Here is a 15,767-nt window from a genome sequence, read left to right as displayed (position 1 = left end):
CGCGACCCCGGCCGGGTCACCCGCCTAGACTCTTGGCCCTCCGGAACTCTTCGTTGAACAGGAACAAGCCACATGCCGGACAAACGGCCGATGTCGGTTCAGGTGCGTGATCGGCTCGTGGACCTGTTCCGGTCACGGAACCTGCGCCCCGGCGACCGGCTGCCCACCGAGTCGGAGATCGCGGAGCTCTGCGACGTCGGCCGGAGCACCGCCCGCGAGGCGCTGAAGCTCCTCGAGCAGGAAGGACTGATCGTCGTCGAGCGCGGGCGCGGCCGCTTCCTGTCGTCGCTGAGCGCTCTGTCCGTGGAGCGGCCGATCACCCGCTTCGAGTCGGTGAGCACGATGCTCGAAGCGATGGGGTACGACACCCGCAGCGTCGTCCTGTCGGTCACCGAGAACGAGCCGAGCGAGGCGGAGGCGGAGGCGCTCGAGCTCTCGGCCGGGGAGACCGTGATCCGGCTCGAACGGCTCCGGTTCACCGGCGACGACCCTCTCATCTACAGCGTCGACACGGTGCCGCGCGAGTACATCCCCGGTCCGATCAGGCACGTCAACTGGACCGGCTCGCTGAACGACCTGCTCGCCGCCCAGGGGTACCCGCCGGTGTCGTCGGTGGCCCGGCTCCAGGCGGTCGACCTGCCTCCGGACGTGTGCGAGCGCTACTCCCTCGGCGGCGTCGGCCCGTGGCTGCTGATCTCCGAGACCGTGATCACCACGTCGGGCCGTCCCGTGCTGTACGCCCAGGACTACCACCGAGGCGACGCCTTCGCCTTCAACGTGCTCCGCCGTTGAAGGGTGGAAGCACACCGGCATGTGAGTCCGCGGGCCGGTCGGCGGCGTCGAGCGCCCTGGCCGGATGCCCGGCTCGTCCGGTGAATCCCGGTGTGCTACTGGTAGGGGATGATCACGGCCCACCTCCCGGTCCTCTTCGGAGTCGGTGTTCTGGCCGGGGTGGTCAGCACCGTGGTGAGTCTCGCGTCGGTGGTGTCCTACCCGGCACTCCTGGCTCTCGGGCTGCCCGCTCTCAGCGCGAACGTGACCAACACGGTCGCGCTCGTCTTCACGGCGTTGGGCGCGGCGGCCGGTTCGCAGCGAGAGCTCACCGGCCAGCGCTCCCGTGTCCTGCGGCTGGGCCTGCTGACCGCGCTGGGCGGCGCGACCGGGGCGGTGCTGCTGCTGGTGACGCCGTCGGGAACGTTCGAGCTGATCGCACCGTGGCTGATCGCGGGGGCGTCCCTCATCCTGCTCCTGCAGCCGAGGGCCCGGCGGCTCGCGGAACGTTCCACGGGTGAGGGCAGCCGGCTGCTCCGCGTGGCGCTGTTCACGGTCGCGGTCTACACCGGGTACTTCGGCGCGGCCGGCGGCATCCTCACGCTGGCCGTGCTGTCCGCGATGATCGACCTGCCCTTGGTCCGGATCAACGCGGTGAAGAACGTCCTGGCGGGCCTGGCCAACGGCGTCGCCGCCGTCGGATTCGCGCTGTTCGGCCCCGTACGGTGGGACGCCGTCCTTCCCCTGGCGGTGGGTTTCCTCGTCGGCGGCTGGATCGGCCCCGCGTTCGTACGCCGGCTCCCCGGCGAGGCGTTGCGCGTCATCGTTGCGGTCTGCGGCGTGGCCGTCGCCGTCAAACTCGGCATCGACAGCTACGGCTGACCGCGCCGACGATCGCGCATTCCCTTCCAGAACCGCGACGGCCCCGATAACAGGTGTTTCCCTGCTTTTTAGGTAGGTATGGAATGATAAGTCCACCGCTGGACACCTGGCTGGGGAGGATGGATGGCCCTTCCGGACTTTCTGCTGATCGGTGCTCCGAAGGCCGGCACCACGGCCCTGCACGCCGCGCTGGCGCGCCACCCCGAGCTGTTCATGTCCCCGGTCAAGGAGCCGAAGTTCTTCCTCACGGACGGACCGCCGCCCACCCGCGGTGGCCCCGGTGACGCCCAGACCTACCGGGAGCACGTCTGGCGCCGAGCGGACTATGAGGCGCTGTTCGACCCCGCCCCGGAGGGGACACTGTGCGGCGAGAGCACGCCGTTCTACCTCCACGACCGGGACGCGCAGCTCCGCATCCGCGCGCTGATCCCCGACGTGAAGATGGTCGCCGTCCTGCGGGACCCGGTGGAGCGCGCGCACTCCAACTGGACGCACCTGTGGTCGGCGGGCCTCGAACCGATCGGGAACGTCGTCGACGCGTGCGCCGCCGAGCCCGAGCGGATCGCGGCGGGCTGGGCGGCGTTCTGGCGATACGTCGACCTGGGGCGCTACGGCGAGCAGTTCCAGCACCTGTACAAGCTGTTCCCGCGCGAGCAGGTGCTGGTCGTGAGGTACCGGCGGATCCACGAGGAGCCCGCGGCGACCCTCGACCGGATCTGCGCGTTCCTCGGCGTACGGACCGGGGTGATCGATTCGATCCCCCGCGAGAACGTCACCAACCACGTGGCCGACTCCCCGGTCACCCGTGCCCTGCGGCAGGTGCTGCGCGCCGGCGCCCGCATCGGCCGGGACCTGCCCCTGCCCGTACGCCGCCTGGCCCGCGGCCCGCTGCTCGCCGCGCTGCACCGCGAACGACGCCCCCGGCAGCCGCTGACCTGGGACGACCGCCGGCGGCTGATCCCGTGCTTCGCCGAGGACATCCGGCTGCTCGAAGAGGTGACGGGCGAGGACTACGGGGACTGGCTCAAGCCGCGATGAGCTCGGTGCGCAGTTCGTGCGCGCCGTCCGCGCGGGTCGCCTCGTAGTAGAGCCGCCACTCCCCGCGGCCGAGGGGGAGAGCCGTCAGATAGCGCAGGCCCCCGCCGGCGTGCGGCGAGACGGCGGCCGGACCGGTGCCCTGCTGCTCGAACATGCCGAACCCGTCACCGGTGGCGATGCCGGTGCGCTCCTCATAGTTCTCCGCGGCGCTGGCCCGGCCGTCGTAGCAGGCGACGGTCCTGCCGCCGTCCGTCACCACGGACGAGATCCGTACGCCGCGCGCGTCCCACCGCCCGGGACGGCCCGTCAGGACCGTGCCGTGCCAGGTCCAGTCCAGGCCGTCGGCGCTGGTCGCGTAGTCGGTCACCATCCGGTCGGCCTCGTCCGGGTCGGCGAGCGGGTGGCAGGACGCCCACAGGTGCCACTTGTCGCCCTGCCGGAGGATCACCGGATCCTTCACCCCGATGACGTCGCTGCCGGGCAGCACCACCTCGGCCGTCGACGGGTCGAAGGAGCGCGGGTCGGCCGCCTCGATCACCTCGACCCGCCAGTGCTTGGTCCCCGGCGTCGCGCAGCTGAGGTACAGCCGCCAGGTGCCCTCGGGGGTCATGACCAGGGCGGGGCGTTCGAGCGACTCGGCCGACATCCGGTCGCTGTCGATGACGGCCAGGGTCTCCGGCCGCTCGCCGTCGACCGCGTGGGCGACCACGACGGCGTAGCCCCGGCCCTCCCCGACGGGGCGCCGCAGGCGGTACGCCAGGTAGATCTCGCCGTCCACGACGCAGGCGCTGGGCGCGCCCGCCCAGTGACCCGGAGTGTCCCCGGGCGGCGGAACGACGACACGGGACCGCTCGTACGACGGCAGGGGAAACGCCATGGACTCCTCCTTGACGGCCGCACCGGACGCGGAGGCCGCACCTGCGCGAACGCGACGATGATCCGTACACCGTCCTCGACGACGCATGGGAGCCCACTCCTTGGTCGGCCCCGTCCTCTCGATACCAGAGTATCCGGGTAGAGAAACCCGAATTACCTCCCGGAGCACACAGGGGCGTCGGGCGAGTCGAGATAGATGTACTGACGGTCGGCGGTGACGGCGAGTCCGAACCGGCCGGTCTCCGGACGCCCCGCCTCCTCCCACCAACGATAGGCGGCCTCGATCTCGGTCCACAGCGCACGCGGACCGTGTTGCCGGACCCGATGCGGGACCGGGCCGTCGACCACGTCGACGCGGGCCCAGGACTCGCCGGAGAACGCCCAGAAAGTGAAGTCGTCGCCGGCGTCCTCGAACCTCGTCACCACGTCGGGTACCCGCACACCGACCGCGAACCTCGCGTCATAGTCGTCGAAGGCCACCGCGTCCGGGTGCAGAGTCGTGGTCGAATCCGCCGCGCCCGCCAGGTGCGCCGGCGCGGCCGGACGCGGCACACGCTCGCAGCGCACCCCGACGAGCGGAGGTGCGCACTGTGCTCGGAGATGAGGGGTGCACTGTGCACCCCTTCGGTCACACCGGAAGACCGAGCACCTGAGCGAATGAACGCGCCTCGCGGTCGATCATCGGGCCGCCCTTGTCAACGATGTTGGACATCATCTCCCGGGCACCGGGCGAGTAGTGCACCGAGTCGTTGCAGATCGCGTACGCACGCCGCAGCCACGTGAGGGCCGCGGAGTGGTCGCATTTCTGGTGATACGTACGGGCGACCTCGACGTGTGCTGACGGCCATCCAGAAGTGGTGGTAGGCGGTCTGTCTTGTGAAGGTAGGCGGTCACGGAAGTGGCGGTGGTCGGACAGCGAAAGTGCGGTCCAGGTTCGGTCAGGACGGCGGTTCCGTGTCGCGGGGACCCGGGTGATGGGCTGGGCGGCCGACTCGGTGGCCGTGGTGTCCAGGGCAGCATGGCTGCGCTGGTTCAGGTCGATGGCTAGGTTGCGTGAAGCCTCCTCCGCTCGACCCGGCTGGGAGTCTGCTGCCGGTGGGCCGCGACGGTGGTCGCGGTGCGGACGAATGCCGCGAGTGCGGATGCTCGGTGTCCTTGTGGCCAGGCGAGGATGAGGGTGGTGGGCTGGGCGTCGGTGACGGGTACGCAGGCCAGGTCGTCGCGGAGTTGGCCGCGTACGGATGCGGGCACCACGGCGATCGCGCGGCCGAGTGCGATGAGCTGCATGAGTTGGCCGACGTCTCGTACGGACAGCCTGTTCGGGGTGTTGGGGGGATCGGCCGACCAGTGGGGCATTGTCTCGCCGGCCAGGTCGGCAAGACATACGCTTACCCGGTCGGCCAGGTGGTGGCTGTGGGGGAGGACGACGACCTGGTCCTCGGTCAGGAGTTCCTCGATGTCGAGCCCGGTCAGGTCGGTGTTCGAGCGGTGCAGCAGGCCGACGTCGGCGCGGCCGTCGCGGATCATCCCGGCGCGCTCGTGGGCCGAGCACAGGACGATGTCGACCGGGACCGCGTCCGGGTCGGTCTCGTAGGCGGCCAGGATGTCGGGCAGCAGGCCGCAGTCACCGCCGGGTTTCATCACCAGGACCAGCCGCGAGGCGGGCCGTCCCGCGCGCTGGGCGCGTCTCACGGCCGCGTCGACCGCATCCAGGGCCCGGCGGCTCTCGGTGAGGAACACCTCGCCGGCCGGGGTGAGCGTGACCTTTCGGCTGTTGCGTTCCAGCAGGGGCACGCCCATCCGGCGTTCGAGCCGGCTGATGGCCCGGGACAGCGGCGGCTGCGCGATGCCGAGACGCTCGGCCGCCCGGCCGAAGTGCAGTTCTTCGGCGACCGCCACGAAGTACGCGAGTTCGCGGGTCTGCAGTCGATCCATACCGTGAGGGTATCGGCTGAGACTCAGCCGGGCATTGTCCTGATGCGGCCCCCGGTGGTGAGGTCATCCCCATGACTGACGAGACGATCGCCCTGATCACGGGAGCGAACAGAGGAGTTGGGCGTGCCGTCGCCCGCCAGCTCGCGGATCGCGGCGCGACGGTCCTTCTCGGCTCCAGGGACCTTGAGCGTGGCGAGGAGGCTGCCGAGGCGCTCAGGTCCGGCGGCGGTGATGTACGCGCCCTCATGCTCGACGTCACCGACGCGGCGACGATCGAGTCGGCTGCCAGACAGATCGACGAACGCTTTGGCCGGCTCGACGTGCTGGTCAACAACGCCGGAATCTCCGGCAGCCCCGGACCGACGGAGCCGGCGACCGCCGACCTCAACCTGGTCAGGCGGGTGTTCGAGACCAACTTCTTCGGTGTGATCGCGGTGACCAACGCCATGCTGCCGCTGCTGTCGCGCTCGGCGGCGGCCCGCATCGTCAACGTGTCCAGCGGTATCGGGTCCCTCGCCTACATGACCGATCCGGATCACTACATGTCCCGGTTGGCGGGGCACGCGGCGTACCCGCCCTCGAAGACGGCGCTCAACTCCTTGACCGTGCAGTACGCCAAGGACCTTCGGGAGCAGGGAATCCTGATCAACGCCTGTACTCCTGGTCCCTGCGCGACGGACTTCACCCGGCACCTCGGCCTCCCCGTCACCCGCTCGGCCGACGACGGCGCCGCGATCGTGGTGCGACTGGCCACCCTGGGCGCGGACGGCCCGACCGGAGGGTTCTTCGACGACGACGGCGTGGTGCCGTGGTGATCGCTCGTATGCAGGCCCGCGTATTCGGCTGACCGATCCAATTATCGGTTATCGCGCCCTCGCGCCAAGGACTTCGACCGCGACCGGCATGAGCCCCTGGTCGCCTGTTTGGCGCGCGGGCCGGTTATCGCAGCTACTGCTCGGTCTGGTTGACGGGGGCGCCCAGTGGGGTGACGCCGTCGCCGTTCTTGGCCTCGGTGAACCGGAAGGACTGGTCGCACAGGGCGGTCAGGTCGCCTTCAGCGAACCGGCCCCAGATCGCCGCCAGCCCGAGGGCTTCGTCGACCACGTCGGCGCCGAAAGCATCCGCCGGCTCGACCGCGCGGGCCATCTTGGCGGTAATGCGGGGGACCCCAGCCGCGGCGGCCTCCACCAGCCACCGCTTGGCCCCCTCCCCGAGCACGACGAACGCCTCCTCGGCCTGGCCGCAGGGCCGGATGCGGGCCGGGCGGGGCTCGTTCCCCCCGCCGGGGTGGTCGGGGTAGTGCTCGTCCAGAATCACCGGATGGCCCGTCCGCGACAGGAAGTGCCGCCAGATCTCGCTCAGACCGTGCTCGGTCTGGGCGGTGATGACCAGAGCCTCACCGTGCTCGCGGGCCCACACCGCCTGGCCCTCGAACCCGGGCGGGACCGAATAACGCACGTGCTTCCAGCCCGCTGCAGTCCTCGGCGCTCTCGGCCGTGGCCTCCCGACTGGACGCGACGCCGTTGTCGGTCGCCCTGGCCTGGTTGCTGCACCAATCGCCGAACATCCTGCTGATTCCCGGCACCTCATCGACGACGCACCTGCGCGAGAACGTCGCCGGCGCGGGACTCTCGCTGTCCGACGATGATCTCGCCGATCTCGACAAGATCGGCTAGGCCGGGTCGGACGCGTTCAGGTGTGCCGCTCGGGCGGCACACCTGGGGCGGCGTTTCGGCCGTCGCTACGCCGTTCGGAGGGTCAGGTCTGCCAGGTCCTCTTCGGTGAGGTGGAGGCGGGCGGCGGCGATGTTGTCCTCCAGATGGTCCAGCGAGCCGGTGCCGGGGATGGCGAGCATGACGGGAGAGGACGCCAGCAGCCAGGCGAGGGCGACCTGCTCGGGCGTGGCGTGGTGGCGGGCGCCGACCGTCGCGAGACGGTCCCGGTCGAGCGGTCGGTTCCCGCCGCCGAGCGGGAAGAAAGGCACGAACGCGATGCCGAGGTCCGCGCACTGGGCGAGCAGCCCGGAGTCGTCGCCGTACTGCACGTGGAAGTGGTTCTGCACCGCGGCGACCGGGGCGATCGCGCGGGCCTCGGCCAGTTGGGCCGCGTCGACGTTGCTGACGCCGAGGTGCCGGATCAGCCCCTCCTCCCGCAACCCGGCCAGGACCGCGAACCGCTCGGCGATCGACTGCCCGCCGGGGCCGCCCCTGCCGCCGACCCGCAGGTAGACCAGGACGAGACGGTCGAGGCCGAGCCGCCGCAGGTCGTCCTCCACCAGGCCGCGCAGTTGGTCGGGCGTCGCCTCCCCGCTCGGGTAACCGTCCGGACCCCACAGCGGCCCGACCTTCGTGGCGATCACCAGGCCGGGGGCGTACGGGGAGAGGGCCTCGCGGATCAGTTCGTGGGCGTGGACGTCGTCGCGTCCGTAGAAACCGGCCGTGTCGATGTGGTTCACGCCGAGCTCCACGGCGCGGCGCAGCACCGCGATGCCGTTCTCCGGACTGCGCGTGGGCCCGTCCCAGGTGCCCACGGGCAGCCGCATCGCGCCGAAGCCGAGCCGGTTGATCCGCAGGTCGCCGCCGAGGAGGAAGTCGCCGCCGTCGGCGGCCGTCACGTTCGTCGTCATGCCTTCGACTCTGGTCCGGAGGCGCCGGGCGCGCGAGCGGCTGGCAGCAAGCTGCCATTTGCCGCCGCGCGGGCGGCTGGTCAGACTGGATGGCGTGAGCACCCCCCAGCAGGTCATCACCATTCACGGTGAACAGGAGCTCGCCGCGCGCGCCGGACACCTGTTCGAAGGAGCGGAGTCGGAGTTCGTCTGTGCCGCCACGGACGTGAACACCTGGTCGCGGCCGGCGACGCGAGCTGCCATGGCCGGCCGGATCCGCCACCGAGCCGTCGGCCCGGTGATCCGCAAGCTCTACACCCCCGCCGCGCTGACGGATGAGGAGCAGCGGAACCATCTGCTGGAGCTCGGGTCACTGGGTGCCCAGGTCCGGATCTGCGGCACCGGGCTGTTGCGGCACGAGACGATCGTCATCGACCGGCGGGTCATGATCCTCGCGGGCACCGAGGTCGCGGGCGACCGTGAGTTCACCGTCACGACGTCGCCGGCCTTGATCGACGGTGTGTACGCGCTGTTCGAGGCGACGTGGGAGGCGGCTGCGGAGTTGACCGCGTACCTCCGCCGTGAACCGCCGCAGGTGGACGTGGAGGGCCGGAGAATACTGCGGGCGCTCGGGGAGGGGCTCACCGACGAGGTCGCCGCCCGGCGGCTGGGGCTCTCCCTGCGGACCTACCGGCGACGGGTGGCCGAGCTGATGCGGCTGCTCGAGGCGGAGTCCCGCTTCCAGGCGGGTGTGCAGGCCGGTGCGCTGGGCCTGACGTCCTGACCGAACGCGGGTGACGCGCCGGGTCAGCGGTGGACGCGGTTGCACTTCTCCGGTGACTTGCGGAGCCCGGGCGGGCAGTTGCTCGAAGACATGGACGGGCTGGCGGCGGGTGACGTCGGGGTGCCGATCCGCGTTGGGGACGGCCGGACGCCGTTCGAGGGGGTGGTCTGCGCCGGCACCGGCCGCAGGGCCGGCGGCGGGGTCTGCTCACGGAGCGCGGACCTGACCCGCGGCGTTCCGCGTGACGCGGACGGTGAGGGCGAGAGCCCACCGGCCGCCTCGTCGTCTCCTCGCTTGCCGGGCGAGGAGGTGACCATGCCGATCACGATCACCGCGGCTCCGACGATGAGGATTCCACCGACGAGCAGGGCCTTGCGACCGTGTTCGCGGCGGTTCGGACCCCGCCGTAGCCAAGCGGTGACGATATTTTTTATGCCCGTTTTGTCCCGATGTCGACCACTCACGGGAGCAGGGTAGCGATCTTTCGATCGCTTCGTGGCGCCTCCCGTCAGGCAACCGTTCCCTAACCCGACTCCCTAATAGGCCGGCGAATTCACACCGTGACCCCCGCGCCACGGAATGGGATCGTTCCCGGCGACCGGCGGGCCGCCGACCGTACCGGCCCGGTGGCGAAGTGAGGGGCGAATCCCGCGTCCGCGGCGCGGACCCGGATCGCAGGCCGGACCCGTCAGGCGAGTGCCAGGCCGTCCACAGTGCGTCCGATCAGCGCGCTGATCTGGTCGGCGACGCCCGGTGCCGCCGCGATCGTGGCCGCCGAGTCGGCCGTGTGCTCGCCGCCGTCCTTGTCCAACACCACGGCGCCGGCCTCCCGGGCGATGGCGACCCCGGCCGCGGTGTCCCACGGTTTGTTGGACATGCTCAGGCTGACGTCCAGCCGGCCTTCGGCGACCCAGGCCAGGTCGATGGCCGAGGAGCCCAGCATCCGTACGCGCTGCACCTCGGCGGCGAGCGCGGCGGTCAGCGCCAGGCGCAGGCGGTTCTTCTCCTCCGCGCCCGCCCCGACGGCATAGTCGCCGACGGCGACGATCGCGTCTCGCAGCCTGCCGGTCGAACTCGCCGTGATGCGCCGCTCGCCGAGATGGGCGCCGCCGTGTTCGACGGCCGAATAGCGGGCGCCGAGGAACGGCAGCTCGATCACTCCGAGGACCGCGCGACCGCGGCGGAGCAGGCCGAGGGAGACGCCGCACAGCGGGAGCCCGTGGACGAAGTTGGCCGTGCCGTCGATCGGGTCGAGCGCCCACAGCAGCTCCCCGCCGGCGTCGCCGGTCACGCCTTCCTCTTCGCCCAGGATCGGCACGCCGGGCGTACGTTCGCGCAGGTGCGCCCGTACGGCGCGCTCGACGGCGTAGTCGAGCTCGGTGGCCATGTCCCGGTCGCCCTTGGCGGTGAGCAGGCCGGGCGCCCGGGAGCGGATCAGGTCGGTGGCGATCGCGACGGCGTCCAGAGCGACGGGGAGCAGCGCTCCGACGGACGTCGTCATACCGGGCGGCTCCGTTCCGACAATTCGTGATAGATCTGCTCAAAAGTGTTATACAACCCCGCTCCTTCCGGGTCACGGCGGAGCAGGAAGGTCGGCGAGTCCACGCCGCGCGCCTGCGGCAGATACGGCTGCATCACGCAGGTCGTGCCGTCGATCAGGACGATGCCGAATCGGATCGTCTCGTCGTACACCGCGAGCGACAACCGGTCCCGCGCCTCGGCCGGCAGGTGGTCGCGGACGCGGGACAGCACCTCGATGTTGAGCTTCGTCAGCGTGGACAGGAAGTGGTCGGTGTAGCCCTCCTCCCGCTCACGCGCCCTGATGGCGTCACCGTCCGGGTCGAGGAAGAGGCACTCGAGCCGGGCGCCGTTCGCCACCAGCCGCCGCAGCCGCTGGTCCGGGTACTGCTGGCACAGGAGGTTCAGCGAGAGCCCCGCCGCCCTGATCTCCTCCGCGTCGTCGAACATCGCCTGCGGCGGCATGGCGCAGGTGAACTCCGCCCGGGTCGTGAAGACGGCGGCGACATCGGACAGGGGCGGGCCGGGCGCGTGCGGCGTGTCGAACGGTGCCCGGCCGGGCGGCGCGATCGCACGCCGCACCCCCGGGGACATCGAGGCCGCCGGACCGTCCGCCGGACGCGCCGGATCGACGGGCAGGAGGTCCTCCGGGCACGGCGCGAACAGCTGGTCGGCCGTCCAGCCCGGGAACATCCTCTGCAGGACGCGGCAGTGATCGGTGTGCGGCAGGCGTTTCAGCCCACCGGAGATCCAGCGGTGCAGTTGGGCGCGGCTCGGAGCCGTGCCGACGAGTTCGCGATCGACTTTCTTCGCCGCACTCTCGTAGGCGGCACGGAACATGCCATATCGCATTAATTGCCGCTGCTGGACGAGAACGTGGAGCAGGATCGGTCGCCGCGTCATGATTCCGCCCCTTCACCGCCGTCAGTGCAGGTCCAGGTTAGCCACCCTATATCCGTACGACGAGACGAATTCGAGACAGAGGCAAGACATTGGTGTCGAAAAAGCGCCTTTGATGGTATCGAGACGAAACACTCGCACGAAGGATGCTATGGCCGGAGGGTGAGGGACCTGTTCCCGGGGGCGTTGGAGGGCAGCGGCGGTGAGCGCCGATCACAGCGAGAAAATGCGGCTTCTGGTGGCCTTGTGCCGGGAACTGGCCAGGCTCGGACTGCCGTCCGTGATGAGCGACGCGCGACCGGCCCTTTCGGTCGGCGGCCCGGCCGATCCCCGATTGTGGATCTCTGTCAGTCCCTGCGGTGAATTCTTCGAATGGTGCACGAACTCCGGAGATCGGTTCCCGGCGGCCAGCCCGGAACGCGCCGCCGAACGCATCATGGGATGCCTCCGCGCGCATACCGGCTGAGCCCGTGCCACGTCCCATGGCGTCCGCCGCCGACGCCCGTTCCGGCGGGCACGGCGGATCCGTCGGCCCGCAGCCGCTCAGCCGGTCCGCGGCGGCCGGTCGGTGTTCCGCGCGCGGCGGCGGTGCGCCTTCTGCCGGCAGGCCGCCCCGCAGAACCGCGCGGGCCTTCCGGTGCGCGCGGTCACGATCGGCCCGCCGCACTCGGCGCACCGGGGCGCCGTCGCACCGTGCCGTGACCCGACGGACGCCATCGGTCGAGTTTCGTTACGCGCATCGGCCGGGTGTTCCGTTACGGGCGGGAGTCCGGTGAGCCGATCGGAGGCCGTGGGCCGGAGCCCGTCGCAGACGATCGCGGTCGGCCGCCCCGTCGGCCCTTCGGACTCCATCCGCACGCAGCCGTGCACCAGGCGCTGAACGTCGTCCACGGTCACGTCGGCACGGACGGCGCCGGCCCGCTGTGCCCGGTCGAGCAGCGCGGCCAGGGCCGCGCGGAACCGCTCCCCGAGGTGCGGCGCCACGGTCATCACCCGTCCCGATCCGGCCGTGAGCGCATCGCAGAGCGCCTTGTTGACCGCGACCTGACGGACGATCATGTCGAACGCCGCGAAGAACGCCGTGCCGGGCTCTTCGCCGACGGCGAGGGCGCAGGTGTCGTCGACGAGCCGGGCGATCCGGTCGCTCACCACCGCCTCGAACAACGCCTCCTTGCTCGCGAAGTGCCGGTAGACCGTTCCGGGCCCGACTCCGGCCCGCCGGGCGATCTCGCCGAGGGGCACCGCGAGCCCGCCGGCCGCGAAGGACTCCTCGGCGACCGACAGCACGCGAGCGCGGTTACGCCGGGCATCCGCCCGCCGCTCACCGGCCGTACGGTCGCCGCCTCCCGACATGCCCCACCTCTTCCCGCCGACGCGTCGGCACCCGGCGCCGCGCCCGTTGACAACCGGAGTAGCTGTTCCGTAACGTCTCCAATCGGAGCGACCACTCCGATTTTAGACGTTCCTCGAAGAAGGAAGGAGTCTTCCGTGCCCACAGCGACCACCGCCACGCCCCGAGAGACCGTCGAGCGCTTCCTCCGCGCCTCCGCCGACAACGCCTGGGACGACCTCGCCGACCTCTACGCGCCGGATTCCGTCATCGAGCTGCCGTTCGCGCCGCCGGGAGTCCCGAAGCGGTTCGAGGGCCGCGAGGGACATCGAGCCCGGTTCAAGGCGGTCGCCCCGGCACGCCGCTTCACCAAGGTCGACTCGGTCGTGCTCCGGCAGACCGAGGACCCGGAGGTGATCGTCGCCGAGTACGACCTGCACGGGACGATGACCCGCTCAGGCCGGTCGTTCGTCTTCTCGTACATCATGGTGGTCCGGGTCAGGGACGGCCTGATCGTCCACTCGCGCGACTACGGCGACAACCTCGCCGGCGCCGAGTTCCGTGACGAGATCACCGAGGTCCTCAGCCGGAATCCCGCCGAGTAGCACCCGCGCGCCGAGTCCCTCGCCGCGGCGCCCGGCCTTCTCCCATTCGTCCAAGCCCGGACCGCGGCCGTACCGGCATGGTCGGATCATGACGCAGCAGACGATCACGGGCATGCGACCCCAGCCGATGATCTCCGTGGTGGACGTCGAGCGCTCCAGCCGCTGGTACGGCCGGGTACTCGGCGCGACCAGCGGCCACGGCGGCTCCGAGTACGAGCAGTTGCTGGTGGACGGCCACCTGGTCATGCAGCTGCACCGGCTCGAGGTCGGGCACCACCACGGCCCGCTCGCGGACCCCGATCGGCCGGTCGGCAACGGCGTCGCGTTGTGGTTCGCCACGGCCGAGTTCGACGCCGCGGTCCGGCGCGTCCGGGCCGTGGACGCACAGGTCGTCACGGACGTCCACGTCAATCCGAACGCCGGCCACCGCGAGATCTGGCTCCGCGACCCCGACGGCTACCTCGTCGTCATCGCGGAATCCTGACCACCGCTCCATACGGCCGTACGGGCGCCCGCCGGAGGTTAGGGTCGTCCACCATGATCGAACCCTCCCTGGACACGACCCGGACGGCGTACGACTCCGTCGCCGTCCTGTACGCCGATACCTTCCGCAACGTCCTCGACGACTCTCCACTGGACCGCGCGATGATCGGAGCCTTCGCCGAGCTCGTACGGGCCGGCGGCGGGCAGGTCGCGGACCTCGGGTGCGGCCCCGGTCGGCTGACCGCCCACCTGCACTCGCTCGGCGCCTCCGCCTTCGGAATCGATCTCTCGCCCACGATGATCGAGCTGGCGCGCCGGGACCACCCCGGCCTGCGGTTCGAGGAAGGGTCGATGACCGCCCTGGACCTGGCGGACGGCTCGGTGGACGGGGTGCTCGCCTGGTACTCCGTCATCCACATGCGGCCGGAGGAGCTGCCCACGGTGTTCGCGGAGTTCGGCCGGGTGCTGGCCCCGGGCGGTCACCTGCTGCTCGGGTTCTTCACGACCGACGACGACTCGCCGGACCCGGCCGTGCCCTTCGACCACAAGGTGACCACGGCCTACCGGCTGTCCATCGACCACGTCGCGGCCCTGGCGCGCGAGGCCGGGCTGGTGGAGCTGGCCCGGATGCGCCGGGAGCCACGCGACAACGAGAGGTTCCTGCAGGGCCACCTCCTCGTCCGCAAACCCGCGCAGCCCGCCTGACGCCCCGGCCGCCCGAGCGCACCGACGCCCTGAGGGCGCCGTCCGCCTGGCGCGCTGCCGTGCGCGCGACCTCGTTACGCGGCGTGGTCCCCCTGACCCGTCACGCGGCGGTGTGCCCGTACGCGGCGGTGAGCGGCGCGAGGTCGGGCGTTCCGTAGCGCTCGCTCATCGCCTCGAAGCGCGCGACCTTGTCCTCCCCGAACCGGCGGAGCCGGGCGGCGTAGGAGGCGGCCGAGAGGAAGGCCGGCGGGTCGCTCTTGGTGTGGAACTTGTCGGCGTACATGACGAGCTCCTCCTCCCGTGACTCCGCCACGTAGTCGGCGGCGGGGAGGGGGAGCCCCTGGTTCCGTACGTCGTCCCGGGTGATGCCCACCCCGGTGTGGCAGGAGCAGAAGCGGCACAGCACCTCGGGGAACCCTTCGTCCCTCAGCAGCTCGTGGCCGAGCACACCGTGCCGGATGTAGTCCGCGTGGTCGATCCGTCCCGCGTCGTCGTACAGGCGGTAGACGCCGATGTCGTGCAGCAGGGCGCCGGCGCGTACGAGGCCCGCGTCGACGCCGGGGTCACCATCGGCCAGGAGCTGCTCGGCGATCCCGCACACGATCTCGCAGTGCGTGTACACGAGTTCGAAGGCCGCCTCCGTGGGCGCGTGCCTCTCGTGCAGCGCGCGGATCTCTTCGTCCGTCGGGATGATCACGCCGAGAGTCTAACGACGCACGCCTCGGCCGCCTCCGTTCGACCAGGTCAGGGGCCTGACTGGAGCAGGCATGAGGTGCGGGGGTGCAACTGGTGCCACCCATGATCGGGTGGTCGCGCTACTGACCTCGCGGGCTCCGGCCGCGACGCTGGATCCGTGCCCGGAGGACCGGGCGCGGAAGGAGATCCACCCCCATGGCCACCAGCGCGACGCCCGTCGACAGCCGGCTGACCGGCACCCCGTGGACGGTCCGGCTCGGCCGGAGCTCGGCGGGACGACCCGCGTTGGAGGTGTACGACGCGGAGACGCTGGTCGACGTCGTCGTCGAGACGCCGGTGGCGCCGGAGACCCTGCGGGGCGCCCGGCGCGGCGTCTCCCCGGGCGGCCCGTGCGCCGTCGCCTGGGGCCGGCTTCCGGCCGCCACGGCCCTCCCCGACGTGCTGTTCGCGGGCTGGACGCGCCGGTGCCCGGCCGACGTCCTCCTGGTCGGCGGGTTCTGCTGGCTGGCCGTCGCGCACGGCCGGTTCACGACCGTTCGCGTCAGCCACCGCGGCGACGCGTGCGGACGCCTCCGCATCCGGGGCGGCCGCCGGTCCTGACCTCCTCTCCCCGCGGGTCCTGACCGCCCCCGCCGGTCC

Annotated in this window: 21 protein-coding genes; 11 read left to right on the top strand and 10 right to left on the bottom strand. The window is 71.3% G+C overall.

Translation table 11 applies throughout. The annotated features are described in order from the left end of the window. Positions 1-90 precede the first annotated feature (90 nt). The 3 genes from NDW01_RS17785 to NDW01_RS17775 all read left to right on the top strand — a co-directional run bounded on the left by NDW01_RS17785 (position 91) and on the right by NDW01_RS17775 (position 2,691). On the top strand, positions 91-792 hold the full coding sequence (locus NDW01_RS17785; RefSeq protein ID WP_252821894.1) for a GntR family transcriptional regulator: 702 nt from the start codon (positions 91-93) through the stop codon (positions 790-792). A 108-nt stretch (positions 793-900) separates the two neighbouring features. Beyond that, positions 901-1,653 (top strand): sulfite exporter TauE/SafE family protein, encoded by a 753-nt coding sequence (locus NDW01_RS17780; protein WP_252821892.1) that lies wholly within the window; start codon positions 901-903, stop codon positions 1,651-1,653. A gap of 123 nt (positions 1,654-1,776) precedes the next feature. Further along, complete coding sequence (locus NDW01_RS17775; RefSeq protein WP_252821890.1) at positions 1,777-2,691, top strand: sulfotransferase family protein; 915 nt, start codon at positions 1,777-1,779, stop codon at positions 2,689-2,691. Here NDW01_RS17775 and NDW01_RS17770 read toward each other — a convergent pair. The 3 genes from NDW01_RS17770 to NDW01_RS17760 all read right to left on the bottom strand — a co-directional run bounded on the left by NDW01_RS17770 (position 2,678) and on the right by NDW01_RS17760 (position 5,502). Continuing rightward, positions 2,678-3,568, bottom strand: a complete 891-nt coding sequence (locus NDW01_RS17770) for a glycoside hydrolase family protein (RefSeq protein ID WP_252821888.1) — start codon at positions 3,566-3,568, stop codon at positions 2,678-2,680. The two genes, NDW01_RS17775 and NDW01_RS17770, sit on opposite strands and share 14 nt — an antisense overlap. 152 nt (positions 3,569-3,720) lie before the next feature. Next, a complete protein-coding gene (locus tag NDW01_RS17765) occupies positions 3,721-4,134 on the bottom strand; it encodes a hypothetical protein (RefSeq protein WP_252821886.1) in 414 nt (137 codons plus the stop codon). 477 nt (positions 4,135-4,611) lie between these two features. After that, positions 4,612-5,502 carry a LysR family transcriptional regulator gene (locus tag NDW01_RS17760; RefSeq protein ID WP_252821884.1) on the bottom strand — a complete coding sequence of 297 codons (891 nt, stop codon included), beginning with the start codon at positions 5,500-5,502 and terminating at the stop codon, positions 4,612-4,614. A gap of 71 nt (positions 5,503-5,573) precedes the next feature. On the opposite strand from NDW01_RS17760, the gene NDW01_RS17755 reads away from it, so the two are divergent. Beyond that, the gene (locus NDW01_RS17755) at positions 5,574-6,317 is read left to right on the top strand and encodes an SDR family oxidoreductase (RefSeq protein ID WP_252821880.1); all 744 of its coding nucleotides are present in this window, start codon (positions 5,574-5,576) and stop codon (positions 6,315-6,317) included. A gap of 133 nt (positions 6,318-6,450) precedes the next feature. On the opposite strand, the gene NDW01_RS17750 is transcribed toward NDW01_RS17755, so the two are convergent. Further along, positions 6,451-6,960 carry a hypothetical protein gene (locus tag NDW01_RS17750; protein ID WP_252821878.1) on the bottom strand — a complete coding sequence of 170 codons (510 nt, stop codon included), beginning with the start codon at positions 6,958-6,960 and terminating at the stop codon, positions 6,451-6,453. Between the two features lie 14 nt (positions 6,961-6,974). Between NDW01_RS17750 and NDW01_RS17745 the strand changes: the two genes are divergently transcribed. Continuing rightward, the gene (locus NDW01_RS17745) at positions 6,975-7,178 is read left to right on the top strand and encodes an aldo/keto reductase (RefSeq protein ID WP_308211730.1); all 204 of its coding nucleotides are present in this window, start codon (positions 6,975-6,977) and stop codon (positions 7,176-7,178) included. A gap of 65 nt (positions 7,179-7,243) precedes the next feature. On the opposite strand, the gene NDW01_RS17740 is transcribed toward NDW01_RS17745, so the two are convergent. Next, positions 7,244-8,128, bottom strand: coding sequence for an aldo/keto reductase (locus tag NDW01_RS17740; RefSeq protein ID WP_252821876.1), 885 nt, complete (start codon positions 8,126-8,128; stop codon positions 7,244-7,246). Between the two features lie 94 nt (positions 8,129-8,222). Between NDW01_RS17740 and NDW01_RS17735 the strand changes: the two genes are divergently transcribed. Further along, positions 8,223-8,891, top strand: coding sequence for a helix-turn-helix domain-containing protein (locus NDW01_RS17735; protein ID WP_252821874.1), 669 nt, complete (start codon positions 8,223-8,225; stop codon positions 8,889-8,891). A 23-nt stretch (positions 8,892-8,914) separates the two neighbouring features. Here NDW01_RS17735 and NDW01_RS17730 read toward each other — a convergent pair whose 3' ends face one another. The 3 genes from NDW01_RS17730 to NDW01_RS17720 form a co-directional block, all read right to left on the bottom strand. Further along, positions 8,915-9,223, bottom strand: a complete 309-nt coding sequence (locus NDW01_RS17730) for a hypothetical protein (RefSeq protein ID WP_252821872.1) — start codon at positions 9,221-9,223, stop codon at positions 8,915-8,917. A 356-nt stretch (positions 9,224-9,579) separates the two neighbouring features. Next, positions 9,580-10,392 carry an inositol monophosphatase family protein gene (locus NDW01_RS17725; RefSeq protein ID WP_252821869.1) on the bottom strand — a complete coding sequence of 271 codons (813 nt, stop codon included), beginning with the start codon at positions 10,390-10,392 and terminating at the stop codon, positions 9,580-9,582. Next, on the bottom strand, positions 10,389-11,312 hold the full coding sequence (locus NDW01_RS17720) for a DUF5919 domain-containing protein (protein ID WP_252821867.1): 924 nt from the start codon (positions 11,310-11,312) through the stop codon (positions 10,389-10,391). The genes NDW01_RS17725 and NDW01_RS17720 overlap by 4 nt, the downstream gene beginning before the upstream one ends. A 199-nt stretch (positions 11,313-11,511) precedes the next feature. Between NDW01_RS17720 and NDW01_RS17715 the strand changes: the two genes are divergently transcribed. Further along, the gene (locus tag NDW01_RS17715) at positions 11,512-11,775 is read left to right on the top strand and encodes a hypothetical protein (protein ID WP_252821865.1); all 264 of its coding nucleotides are present in this window, start codon (positions 11,512-11,514) and stop codon (positions 11,773-11,775) included. 77 nt (positions 11,776-11,852) lie between these two features. On the opposite strand, the gene NDW01_RS17710 is transcribed toward NDW01_RS17715, so the two are convergent. After that, a complete protein-coding gene (locus NDW01_RS17710) occupies positions 11,853-12,662 on the bottom strand; it encodes a TetR/AcrR family transcriptional regulator (protein WP_252821863.1) in 810 nt (269 codons plus the stop codon). 135 nt (positions 12,663-12,797) lie between these two features. Between NDW01_RS17710 and NDW01_RS17705 the strand changes: the two genes are divergently transcribed. The 3 genes from NDW01_RS17705 (at position 12,798) to NDW01_RS17695 (ending at position 14,432) form a co-directional block, all read left to right on the top strand. Continuing rightward, positions 12,798-13,244 carry a nuclear transport factor 2 family protein gene (locus tag NDW01_RS17705; protein ID WP_252821861.1) on the top strand — a complete coding sequence of 149 codons (447 nt, stop codon included), beginning with the start codon at positions 12,798-12,800 and terminating at the stop codon, positions 13,242-13,244. A gap of 88 nt (positions 13,245-13,332) precedes the next feature. Beyond that, positions 13,333-13,728 carry a VOC family protein gene (locus tag NDW01_RS17700; RefSeq protein WP_252821859.1) on the top strand — a complete coding sequence of 132 codons (396 nt, stop codon included), beginning with the start codon at positions 13,333-13,335 and terminating at the stop codon, positions 13,726-13,728. A 53-nt stretch (positions 13,729-13,781) separates the two neighbouring features. Then, complete coding sequence (locus NDW01_RS17695; RefSeq protein ID WP_252821857.1) at positions 13,782-14,432, top strand: class I SAM-dependent methyltransferase; 651 nt, start codon at positions 13,782-13,784, stop codon at positions 14,430-14,432. A gap of 100 nt (positions 14,433-14,532) precedes the next feature. Here the strand turns inward: NDW01_RS17695 and NDW01_RS17690 are convergent, their stop codons facing one another. Beyond that, positions 14,533-15,129: an HD domain-containing protein gene (locus tag NDW01_RS17690; RefSeq protein ID WP_252821855.1), complete on the bottom strand. Its 597-nt coding sequence runs from the start codon at positions 15,127-15,129 to the stop codon at positions 14,533-14,535. 194 nt (positions 15,130-15,323) lie between these two features. On the opposite strand from NDW01_RS17690, the gene NDW01_RS17685 reads away from it, so the two are divergent. Continuing rightward, a complete protein-coding gene (locus tag NDW01_RS17685) occupies positions 15,324-15,728 on the top strand; it encodes a hypothetical protein (RefSeq protein WP_252821853.1) in 405 nt (134 codons plus the stop codon). Positions 15,729-15,767: the final 39 nt, after the last annotated feature.

It is taken from the genome of Actinoallomurus soli, assembly GCF_024055715.1.
GTDB classification, from domain to species: Bacteria; Actinomycetota; Actinomycetes; order Streptosporangiales; family Streptosporangiaceae; genus Actinoallomurus; species Actinoallomurus soli.
Note: the sequence above shows the minus strand (reverse complement) of the source record. Positions and strands in the feature narration are given on the sequence as shown.